Here is an 11,093-nt window from a genome sequence, read left to right on the forward strand (position 1 = left end):
CACGGTGAATGAACTGAAGAACCTGTCGATGTCGGCGGAGTGGTCCTGCCCTTTGGGGTGCTCAGCCTGAATCGTGTACATGCGGTTGCCCACGGCGTAGAGGCGCCCCGTGTAGAGCTTCGTGCCGCCTTCCATCACCGAGCTGAGGCCGGGCCAGGTGTGAGATCAGCTCGGGAGAAGTCGATGACCTTGCCGATCGTAGCATTCGCTCTGACGACGGGCGAGCCGAAAGCCGAACGTGACGAACCAGCTTGCGATGGACCGGCCCCGCCAGCATGCGATCCCGCCTTCGCCGCCCTAGATGGACTTCTCCGGATAGATCCGTGACCCCGGCAATGACATGACCCGTGCGGCCAGTTTGCGGAATCCGCCGTTTCGAGCGATGACCAGGACCTGGCCCGGAAGCTCGATGCGCGGGGTGAGGCGTGAGACCAGGAGCTGACCACGCTCATCTCCGGGGAGGCCCCAGCGCGAGGTCTTGCCGCTGAGGCAGAGGACGAATAGTGGTCGTCGCGGGAGGAACCGCAGCTTCTTGCGGACGAGCCAGGCTCCGGTGCACTCGGGCTGCGACGCGAGGAGGGTACGCAGCGGTTCCAGGGTCCTGTCATCCTGTCCGTGGGGCAGGAAGTCGTCGGAATGCTCGACCGAGGTCCGCTCGCGGCGGGAATTCTCGACGGCATTCTCGTGGGCGTCCATGCGGGCCCGCACCTCGCGAAGGCGGTCGGCCCGGCCGGTCTCGCGGTAGTGGGCGGCCAGCAGGTCACAGGCCGGACGCATCCAGGTTTCATCGGCCAGGTCGACGACGCCCAGGAGCAGGCGTTCGCCATCGAGATCGCCCCGGCGGAGCTTGCAATGTCCCAGCATGACGGTGCCGCCCACATGATCCGGAGCCCGGCTCAGGAGTTCGTTCAGAATGGGCTCCGCGGCCTCGGGGCCGCGATGCTCGGCCGTCTCGCGGGCGCGATCCCAGAGCGCCGCGACCTCCGCGGGCGAGAATGGCGGGGCCGCGGTCGGTTCGGTCGCCTCGGCCTCGTCGTCCACATTCCAGACGGCGGGAACGTCGGCGTCGGCGTCGGCGTCGGCGTCGTGCGAGGACGCGACGGGATGTTCCCCGGCCGACGGCTTCGCCGAGCGGCGAGCCTGCGCGGCCGCCCATCGGTTCCGCTCTCGCCAGGAGGCACGCGCCGATTGACGCCACTTCTCGGCCAGCTCGCGCTCGATCAGGGGCAAGCTCGGGCCGAGGAGCGACGCGGCGGACGGGCTGGCCGCCCCCGGGAAGCCAGCCGCGCGAAGGCTCGCGGGCGTCTGGCCCAGGGCGATGAGTCGTTCCGGGAGCACCGGGTGGCTGCTGTCATTGTCCGTCAACTGGCCGAGGGATCGATCGATCCAGCGCATCGACTCGGCGGAATCGGGCGGGACCTCGACGGCCTGCCGCAACCGCTCGAAGAGGTCTTCGGGAGGCTCCGGCTGCTCGTCCGCCAACCCATGAAAAGTCGGCCAGAACCGTTCGAAGATCCAGGCGGACCGGCACTCCGTCCGCCAGAGCGCCGCGGCCATCGTGGCCGGGCCGGCGACCTCGGCACCGACCGAATCGGCATGGAACTCATGGAGACGTGACAGCACGACCGCCCGCGCATGGAGCCGGGGCCAGTACCAACCGAGGAACCGCAGGATCGCACCGCGAACCGTGCCGTCGACGGTCCCCGTGATCGGGGCCTGCATCCGCGCCACGACCTGGGACCATGCGCGAAGGAGGCGATAGATCCGATTGCTCCCCACGCCGTGCCGCCCGGAGAGATGCGCGAACTCGTGGGCGAGAATCGCCCGCAGTTCTTCCGGCGTGACCATCATCGCCAGCGGGAGGCCGATGTCGAGAGTCGACCGGCCCAGCCCCCCCATGAGACGAGGCACGTCGGTGACGCCCGCGTTGAAGGCGAGCGAGACCCGGACCTCGTCGAAGCGGCGGCAGTCGAGCCTTCGTCCAAGCTCGTCCAGCAGGGCCCGCAGCTCGGGAGCCTCGCCCGGTCCGAGCAGGCGACCCTCCGGGCGGATTGGCTCCGAGAAGAGCAGGAAACCGACCTGGGAGAGTCCATAGGCGAGCAGCAGGACGCCCAGGACCAGCAGGACCATCGCCGCGCGGGGCTCGGAAAGCATGAGGAACCCGGCGATGCAAAGCGCCACGCCCGCCAGGGCGAGGCCGAAGATCCAGGCGAGCAGGGCGGCCCTCCCGATCCGGAGCCAGCGCGCGACGGCCTGTTCGAGGGCCCCGGGCTGCCCGGAGTAACGGGCCTCGACCCACTTCACCAGGTCGTCGAAGGCCTCTCGCTTCATGGCTTCTTCGCGGCGGGCTTCTGATCCATCACCCGCTTCACGAGCAGGTACGGGGGCTTGCGGGAGATATTGAACTTGCCCGCGGCGTCCAGGTATTCGGCCCGCTTCGCGGGGAAGCGCTGGGCGAGTTCGCAGAGGACCAGGGTCTTTTCCTCGGGATCGATGCTGGTCCGGATCACCTCCGAGACCGGCGGCGGCTCGGTCGCGTTCAGGAACGAGCGTTCGTCCGCGAAGAGCTTCCCGAAGCCGGCCATCGCCCGTCGAGTGCGCTCCAGGAGCTCGCTCGCCTGCGGCTCCGCGCCCTCCAGGCGGAGCGCAACGGCCGCCGCCAGGGCATTCCAGGGGTTTCCCCAGAGCTTCTGGTAGGCCGGTTCCGTGACCGCCTGCTTCGCCTTGCCGGCCGCCAGGCGGATCTGCAGGCCGATGCTGCTGGCCGCCACCTCGGGGTGGTTCCGCAGCAGGTCCTCCGCGAGCGAGAGCTTCCCAGACTGGTAATGGCCGAGGCTCCGCATCGGCTGCCAGAGTTGCCCCTGAACCTCGGAAGGGAGCCGCGGAATCCAGGCGTTGAGCTCCGACGCGATCTGATCGGGCTCGCCGGCGATCACGAGGGCGTCACAAAGACGGACGAAGGAGACCATGTTCATCGGGTTCGTCGTCAGGGCGGACCTGTATTCGCCGACCAGGGTCTTCGCCTCGCCCAGGGCGAGCCGGGCGACGTGGAAGGCGTCGCGGAACTCATCCTCCGGGATTCCGAGTTCCCTCGCCTTCCTCATCTGGACGAGTCCTTCTTGCCATCGTCCCTCGGTGTTCGCCTGCATCCCGAGCGCGAACCAGGGCCAGGGCTGCTTCGGGTCGGCCTGCACGGCCTTCTTGTAATAGGGCTCGCGGCGAGCGAAGTTGGGCTCGAGCCGCCCGCGGAGATAGAGCAGCCCGGCATTTCCCGGCTCCTCGGCGAGGGCCCGGTCGTAGCGAGCGACCAGGTCGCCGGTGTCGTGGCCGGCGGCCAGTACGGTGGACTCGTAGGCGCGGTGCCAGGGGATGTCCAGGGGTCGCCGGTCCAGGCCGGTCTCGAGGAACTTGGCCACCCGCTCGGCGTCGCCCAAGGCCACCTGCTGGACATATTGCCGGAGGAAATTCTGATCCCCCGGGTTGCTGCGGAGCTGGCCCTCGGCGAAGGTCAGGGCCGCCGGCCGTCCTCCTTCCGCCAGGAGCATCTCGAAGAGCTCCGCGGCCGGAGCCTGGACCCAGTTGAGGGCCCGCTTGTTGATCACGGTGTTCCGCCCCTTGACCCTCATCTTGTTGGGCGGATCCTCGAACAGGTAATCGACGTGCGGGATCGCGGTGACCGACTCGCCGGCGACGAGGCGATGCTCGTTGGGCTGTGGGTTCGCCGCGTAATGCACGGTCATGTCGTCGAGGACGGCCTGGCTCCCCGGGTTGATCACCCAGGCGGGCTTGCTCAAGAAGCGGTCGAAGAACCCCGCGGCCATGTCGAGGTCGACCGTCTCGTGGACCGGTCCGGAGATCTCCACGCGGTGGCGGCCCTCGGCCGCGGTCAGCTTGCCAAGGCCGGCGTCGACGGTGGTCGGCGGGGCGTCATCCAGCCGGACCTGGACGGCCTTCCCGGTGGCGTTCACGATGTGGATCGTGCGGTTGCGGCGGATGAACTCGCTGCTGGCGAACAATCCGGCCAGGATCAGCCCGGACACCACGCCCGTCCAGAAGAGCGTGCGAACCCACCCCGGGTGCGGGGAATCCGTCCCTCGGAAGAGGCCACGCACCGCTCCCTCGACGGGAGGGAGGATCGACTCCTCGGCTCCGAGGGCCTTCTCCGACTTCTTCACGAAGGCCCGGAAGGTGTATTGCTGGCCGACGTCCGGTAGCTCGCTGAGCAGGTGCGAGGCCAGCTCCAGGGCCTCCTCGTGCCGGCCCGCCCTCTGGTAGTTGCCGGCAAGGATGTCGAGCGGACCGAGCGAGTGCTGCTGCCCCGCGCCCGGGACTTCCAGGAAATCGAGGAGCTCGCGAGCCTCGTCGAGCTTCCCTTCCACCATCCGCCGCCGGGCGACGCCGACACGGGCCGCGTAAAGATCGGGGTCGATCGCCAGGGCTTTCTCATAGAAGGGGGTCGCTTCGTGATAGCCGGCGAACTGCTCGAGCTGGTCCGCAAGTCCGGCGTGGAGGGCGGCATGCTCAGGGAACTTCGCCGAGGCCGCCTGCCGGAAATGTTCGGCCTGGTCGAAGTCGCGGAATGCGAGCAGGCCCGCGTGAGTCTGCAGGGCGTTCTCCGGCGACGGCGAGCGACGATATTCGTCCAAGCTGCCGGAGATCTGGAGCTGCTTGTTCGCCTCGTACTTGTCGGCGTCGGCCACGAAGTGCCGGCGGCACCTCGAGCACTCGTCCATGATCCGCTTCCGACCCAGAGGAATGATCGGGATGAAGATGACCACGAACCAGAGCCGGGTGTCATACGAGACGAGGCTCCCGTATTGCCGGCAAGACTGGCAGACTCCGTTCCTCTGGGAGAGGTTCCTGCGGCCGTAGTATTGCGTCCCAATCCCGTTGACCGTGGTCGGCATGGACGTGTTCCTTGCGTGACCGTTCGTGGTCGCGTCGAAGCCCCGGATCGCGACGGCGACGATATTCGGACTATAGCACCGGTCGGCGGCGTCAGTCGATTGCCCGCCGCGTCGATGTGTCCGTTCCGACGGGAGCCAACCCCGAGTCCGAATGCGGTATCCTTCCGTAACCCGAAAGGCTGACCCTCGCGCCGGTTCTCGACCGGCCGCCGGACGAAGCCGGCTCCTCCTGGACGAATCGACCCTTCCCATGCCGATCGATGAAGGATGTCCCGTGAATCACGCACCGCGTCCGGACGCCTGGTGGATCACGGGGATCACGGCCTGCGTGGTCCTGGGGGGGCTCCTCCGCGGCTGGGACCTCGGCCTGCTGAGCTTCTGGTATGACGAGGTCGTCACGATGCGGCTGGCGAGGGCGGCGACGCCGGCGGCGCTGATCGACCTGCTCTTCCGGATCGACGCGACGCGTGCCCCGCTCCATCCGCTCTTGCTCCAGGGTTGGCTACGGATCTTCGGCGAGTCCGAGGTCGCCGGGCGGTCGCTCAGCCTGGCCTGCGGGATGGCGACGATCGGGCTGGTCGGGCTGATCGGCCGGAGGGCTTTCGGCCGTTCGACCGGACTCCTCGCCGCCTGGCTGGCGGCGATCTCGCCGCCCCTCGTGGCCTACTCCCGCGAGGCGCGGATGTACGCGTGGCTGGTCCTGGTCACCTGCTGCTGCTGGTGGCTGCTGTTCGAACAGGCCGAGGGCGCATGGCTCGTCCCCGCCCGGCGGCGACGGCTCGCGCGCGCCGGCTATGCGATGGGGCTGACGGGACTGCTCTACTCGCATCCCCTGGGGATGCTCATGGCGGCGGCGCTGGGGCTGGGCTCGCTGATCTTCGCGCGACCGCTCTTCGGCTCGTGGCGACGATGGCTCCTGGTCCACGCCGCGGGACTCGTCCCGGCGTTGCCCTGGCTGCCGCACTACTTCGACCATTCGCCGGAATTCCTTTCCGGGACCTTGCCGCTGAAGTCGCTGCTCGGGACGCCGATCGGGTTCCTCGGCGGCAATTTCCTGGTCCTGGGGGCGGCGACATTCCTGGTCGTTTGGGGACTCCGGAGTCGAAGGCGAGACCTGACGCTCGACGCGCTCGGGGCGGGCCGGTGGGCCTGGCCCGTCTGCCTGGCGGTCTGGCTGATCCTGCCACCCGTGCTCCTCTATGCCTACTCGCGGTTCCGCAACCCGGTGTTCGGCCCGGCGCGGTACACGCTCTTCGTCGCGCCGGCGTACCTCGTGCTGGTCGCGCAGGGGATCGCCGCCCTGCCGCGCCTTCCCAGGATCGTCGCGGCGCTAGCCGTCTGGTTCCTGGTCCAGCCGGGACTTCTTTCGATCGTTCGGGATCCGACGCAGAAGGCGGACTGGCGGGGGTTCGCGGCCAACGTCCGGAGTCGCCTCGAGTCGGAGCCCTCCCGGCGGATCGTCGTCGAGGTGACGTCCACCGATCCGGCGCACAACGTCGAGGTGGAGACCGCTCGCTACTACCTGCCGACGTCCTGTCTGATCTCGCCCTTCGATCCGTCGGGGAGCGTACCCATCCCCACCGGGATGGAAGAGACCCTCCTGACGATCGGCGTGAAGGGGAACGCTACTGTGGTCGTGCCGCCGGCTCCGCCGGGCGGACGGTGGGAGCCGGCGGGAGAATTCCCGGGGCTGCGGGTCTATCGTCTCGAGGCGGCTCCAGGACGGGGAGCATCAGGTCGTTGAGCGCCCGGGCCATCTCTCCCCGCGAGGCCCCCAGGGCCTTGCGGGTGGCGGTGCCCATGCGGAGGGCCCGGGCCTTGATCTCGGGCGTCACCTGGCCCAGCCCGAGCGACTCCGCGAGCGAGAAGGCCTTCTGCACCTGCGGGTCGGCGGCGATATCGTCCCCCTCGCCGGCGGCGATGTCCTCCGGGCGAACCGAGGAGGACTTCACGACGAACGGGATCCACCGCTCGGCGGCCGCCCGGACCCAGAGGGTGGTCTCCACGTTGGCTCGAGAGAGGTCGGGAGGGACCTCCAGGCGAGTCACGACCGCCCCCACGCGGCCTCGGTCGCCGATCTTGCGGAAGACCTTCACCAGGGGATCTTCCCTCCCCTGCCCCGGGTCCAGGTCGAGGAGCTTCGCCAGCGAGCTCAGGGCCGAGGAGAGGTCCATCGTCCCGAGGATGTCTCCGGCCGCAGCCCCCGCCCCGGCGGGCGCATCGGGCCGGATCATGTCCTGGTAGCGGACGAAGCGAAGGTCGTCGTCCACGGCCAGCTCGGTGGCGGCGCGGCGGGCCAGCCAGCGGATCTCGGGCTCGGGGACGAGCGGCAGCATCCCGGCGATCGGCGGAACGTTCTCGCCGTCCGGGGCGAAGCCGCGAGCCTCGACGGCGTCCTTGAGGCCATCCACCTTCATCGTCTCGACGTCGGGGATCCGACTGCTCCAGCCCAGGAGCATCAGGCGGACATTCGCGGGTGACTGGCAATTGAACGAGCGGACATCGGCCTTCGCGAGCGTGACGGGCATCAGGACCGAGGGGGTCGCGTTCGAGCTCGGATCCTCGAGTCGCTTCACCTCGCGATCGATCCAGCCGAGGATGCGGTCGTCGGCCGCGACCTTCACCGCGGCGGCCCGGTCCTTTCGCCAGCCGCGGAGCCGTTCGAGCCGTTGCCGGGCCGCCGCCTTGCTGCCGGCGGCCAGGGCCCTGTCCCACCGGCCGAACCAGGGCTTGAGGTTCTTCTCCGCCCACTCCCGTCGCACGAGCATCTCGACCCCGCCCCGGGAGCCGGGCAGGACGTCGGTGATCACGCCCCGGACCATCGAGCCGTCCTGGAGGAGGACCCGTTCGGAGGCATGGGGATTGACCGGCGGCGGAGGCTGCTTCTGGAAGCCGGCGAGCGCGGCGGCGAGGAGGATCATGCCGGGGAACACGGTGCGCCCCCTCCGGTGAGTCCGGGAGATTCCGGGATCGACTGGAATTCGATGGTATGATTCTAGCAGGTCCGTGAGCCTGGAACAGGCCGTTAGACCGCGGCGCGTGGTCATCCTCCGCCTCGCGGCCGAAACCCGCCGGCGGAGATCGGAGGCACGGCAATGGTCGCGATCGAGCCGCTCGGAGACCGCGCCTTCCTGGCCCACTTCGCCGACGAGCAAGGTGCGGCGCGTTGGGCCACCGCCGTCCGGACGGCTCACCTGGACGGGGTCACCGACGTGGTCCTCGCCTATCGCTCGGCGGCCGTCTTCGCCGACCCCGATCGCGCGGACCTGGACGAGCTCGAGGGGGTGCTCTCGTCGTTCCGGCCATCGGCGGAAGGGGGATTGCCGTCGCGGCTCCACGTCGTCCCGGTCCTTTACGACGGCCCCGATCTCGGCCCGGTCGCGGCGCGTCTCTCCGTCACGCCGGACGAGGTCGCGGCACGACACTGCGGCGAGACCTATGACGTCTTCGCGCTCGGGTTCCTCCAGGGCTTCCCCTATGCAGGGTATCTGCCCCCCTCGTTGGGCCGACTGCCCCGAAGGGCGGAGCCTCGCCTCAAGGTGCCCGCGGGCTCGGTGGCGATCGCGGGCCGGCAGACGGGGATCTACCCCCGCGAATCGCCGGGAGGCTGGCACCTGCTGGGCCGGACTCCGATTCGGATCGCCCTGCCAGACGAAGGGTATTTCCCGATCCGGGCGGGCGACCGTATCCGCTTCCGGTCGATCGGCACCGAGGAATTCGAGGACCTCCGCGATGCGCGACTCTGAGCCGTCGAATCTCGAGCTGACGACCCGAATCGACCTCAGCGCCGACCTGGGGGAAGGCTTCCCGAACGACCGGGACCTGCTGCGGCTCGTCTCGTCGGCCAGCGTCTGCTGCGGCTTCCACGCGGGGGACGTGACCACCATCGGCGAGACGCTCCACGCCGCTCGCGAGGCGCGGGCCGTGGTGGGCGCCCACCCGGGCTACCCCGACCGTGAGAGCTTCGGCCGCCGCGAGCGGCCGGCGTCGGCCGCGGAGGTGGAGAGGTTGATCGTCGAGCAAACGGAAGTTCTCTGGGAGCTCGCCCGCGAGCAGGGGCTCGAGATTCGGTTCCTCAAGCCCCACGGCGCCCTCTACAACCAGGCCCAGCGTGAAGACGCGATCGGCCTGGGTGTCGTCGCCGCGGCGGAGCGATTGCGCTTGCCGCTCGTGGGCCTGCCGGAATCAGGCCTGGCCATGCTCGCGGCCGATCGAGGCGTAGGCTTCATCCCGGAAGGGTTCCCCGACCGCGGCTATCGCGCGGATGGGACGCTCCTTCCTCGCGGCGAGCCCGGGGCGATCCTCCATCGTCCCGCGGAGATCGCCGACCAGGCGCTGAGGCTGGTCCGGTCGGGGCGGGTGCAGACTCTCTGCATCCACGGCGACGAACCCGCCGCGGTCGCCAATGCCGAGGCCGTGAGGGATGCACTGGAACGGTCGGGCGTTGCGATTCGAAGTGTCATGGGCTGATTTCTTGCGGGCGGCTCCTTTCCACGCGGCGGGCCTCATCCATGAGCTTGATGGTCATCGAGCCGGGTTTCTGGACGACCGTGCAGGACTCGGGCGTGGCCGGCCACCGCGAATGGGGCGTGCCGGTGGGAGGCGCCTTCGATCGCGGCTCCGCGGAGATGGCCAACGCCCTGGTCGGCAACGGGCGGGATGCCGCCCTGCTCGAGATCACGCTTCGAGGCGGGACGTACGAGGCGCTCGGTAGCCTGGGATGTTCGCTGGCGGGGGCCTCCATCGAGGCCTGGCTGGTGGGCCTGGACGGCGAGAACCGACGGGTCCGGACGCCGTCGAGCTTCACCCTCCACGCCGGCGATCGGATCGCGCTGGGACGCACGCTCGACGGTGCCAGGACCTACCTGGCCGTCCGCGGGGGGATCCAGTCGCTCGCCCGGCTCGGCTCTCGATCCACCGAGCACCCGCTCCGGCGGGGGGACTTCCTGCGGACGCGTGAGGGGACGATCGCCGCCCGCTATCCCGGCGAGGTCCCCGCCGTGGACGCCGCCGGATCGCCGTTCCGCATCATCCCCGGCCCGGACGTGCCCGCGGGCGGGCTGGCCTCGTACTGGAGGCGCGGCGAGTTCCGCGTCGGGTCTCGGAGCAACCGGATGGGGCTGAGGCTCGAGGGTCCGCCGCTCGACCTGAGCTCTCCCGCCGATCGCCTCTCCGCGCCCGTCGCGCCCGGTGCCATCCAGGTCGCCGGCGGTCAGCTTATCGTGCTTGGCGTCGCCGCCGGCACCATGGGCGGCTACCCACACGTCGCCCACGTCGTCTCCGCGGACCTCGATCGCCTGGCCCAGCTCCGACCCGGCGAGCGTATCGGCTTTCAACCGGTCAGCCTGGCGGAAGCCCGCGAATTGGACCGAGAAGCTCGTCGCACCCAGCGGATGCTCTTGCTGCGCATCGGCAGCCTGGCGAGGGACCATCGAGTCGCGATGGTCCCGTGTTCCGACGCACCGAGTCTCTGAAGGTCCCGGAGTGCGAAGACGGGCCGGAGAGGTAAGACGGTGTGGGCGAGGCGTCCAGGGGTCAGATTGCCCAGATTGCCGTGGATAGTCAGAATGTCGCGGTGGGACTTGTCTCGTTGAACCTCGAGCCGGCCGCCGAACTCCCCGGACCGCCCTGAATCCCGACTGGATATCCCAGCTTCCCTCTCTGCATTCCCCAGACCACCCTCCTTGGGTGCCTGGCCTTCGATGCCCGTAGCCTTCGATGCCCCCCTTGCCCCCCCCTGGCCTTCGATGCCCCCCGTTGCCCCCTGACCTTCGTTGCCCGCGTTGCCTGGTTTCTCTGAGTTGAGTGCATGGCCGCTTGATTGCTTGATTCCCTCCTTTGGCCTTGAACGCCGCCGAGTGCCCCTTGCGGATCTGTCCCATGTCGTGCCCTCGATGAGTCACCCTCCAGGATAACTTACCGAAGGGTCCGATTTCCGGGGTCCACTATACTGGACACGTGAACCATTGACCATTAAGATCGACGAATGAGCTGCTGTTGGCCTGAGTCCGACCGATCCGTTATTCCTCCCTACGAGATAACCCGATGCCTTGGAAAGATGCGAAGGTGATAGAGCCGCAAAGCTACGTCTGCGGATTCTGCGGGACGCATGTGTCCTCAAACATGGGCTACTGGCAGCAGGGGAGCGAAGATCGCATCTACATTTGTCCTGGATGTAACAGCCCA

At 69.0% G+C, this 11,093-nt stretch carries 7 protein-coding genes; 4 read left to right on the top strand and 3 right to left on the bottom strand.

From position 1 onward, the window contains the following. Positions 1-297 precede the first annotated feature (297 nt). Both G6O54_RS35560 and G6O54_RS35565 read right to left on the bottom strand, forming a co-directional pair. Positions 298-2,331, bottom strand: a complete 2,034-nt coding sequence (locus tag G6O54_RS35560) for a M48 family metallopeptidase (protein ID WP_165235313.1) — start codon at positions 2,329-2,331, stop codon at positions 298-300. Continuing rightward, a complete protein-coding gene (locus tag G6O54_RS35565; protein ID WP_165235315.1) occupies positions 2,328-4,907 on the bottom strand; it encodes a tetratricopeptide repeat protein in 2,580 nt (859 codons plus the stop codon). Before G6O54_RS35565 ends, G6O54_RS35560 begins: the two co-directional genes overlap by 4 nt. A 274-nt stretch (positions 4,908-5,181) precedes the next feature. On the opposite strand from G6O54_RS35565, the gene G6O54_RS35570 reads away from it, so the two are divergent. Then, positions 5,182-6,651 carry a glycosyltransferase family 39 protein gene (locus G6O54_RS35570; protein WP_165235318.1) on the top strand — a complete coding sequence of 490 codons (1,470 nt, stop codon included), beginning with the start codon at positions 5,182-5,184 and terminating at the stop codon, positions 6,649-6,651. Here G6O54_RS35570 and G6O54_RS35575 read toward each other — a convergent pair. Further along, a complete protein-coding gene (locus G6O54_RS35575; RefSeq protein ID WP_165235321.1) occupies positions 6,533-7,840 on the bottom strand; it encodes a hypothetical protein in 1,308 nt (435 codons plus the stop codon). The two genes, G6O54_RS35570 and G6O54_RS35575, sit on opposite strands and share 119 nt — an antisense overlap. Positions 7,841-8,002: 162 nt before the next feature. Between G6O54_RS35575 and G6O54_RS35580 the strand changes: the two genes are divergently transcribed. Genes G6O54_RS35580 through G6O54_RS35590 form a run of 3 tightly spaced genes read left to right on the top strand, consistent with a single transcriptional unit; the run spans position 8,003 to position 10,381 of the window. Further along, entirely contained in the window at positions 8,003-8,653 is a 651-nt protein-coding gene (locus G6O54_RS35580) for a 5-oxoprolinase subunit B family protein (RefSeq protein ID WP_165235324.1), read from the top strand. Then, complete coding sequence (locus G6O54_RS35585; RefSeq protein WP_165235327.1) at positions 8,640-9,377, top strand: 5-oxoprolinase subunit PxpA; 738 nt, start codon at positions 8,640-8,642, stop codon at positions 9,375-9,377. Before G6O54_RS35580 ends, G6O54_RS35585 begins: the two co-directional genes overlap by 14 nt. A 41-nt stretch (positions 9,378-9,418) precedes the next feature. Continuing rightward, complete coding sequence (locus G6O54_RS35590; protein WP_165235330.1) at positions 9,419-10,381, top strand: 5-oxoprolinase subunit C family protein; 963 nt, start codon at positions 9,419-9,421, stop codon at positions 10,379-10,381. The last annotated feature ends 712 nt before the right edge of the window (positions 10,382-11,093 follow it).

It is taken from the genome of Aquisphaera insulae, assembly GCF_011064615.1.
GTDB lineage: Bacteria > Planctomycetota > Planctomycetia > Isosphaerales > Isosphaeraceae > Aquisphaera > Aquisphaera insulae.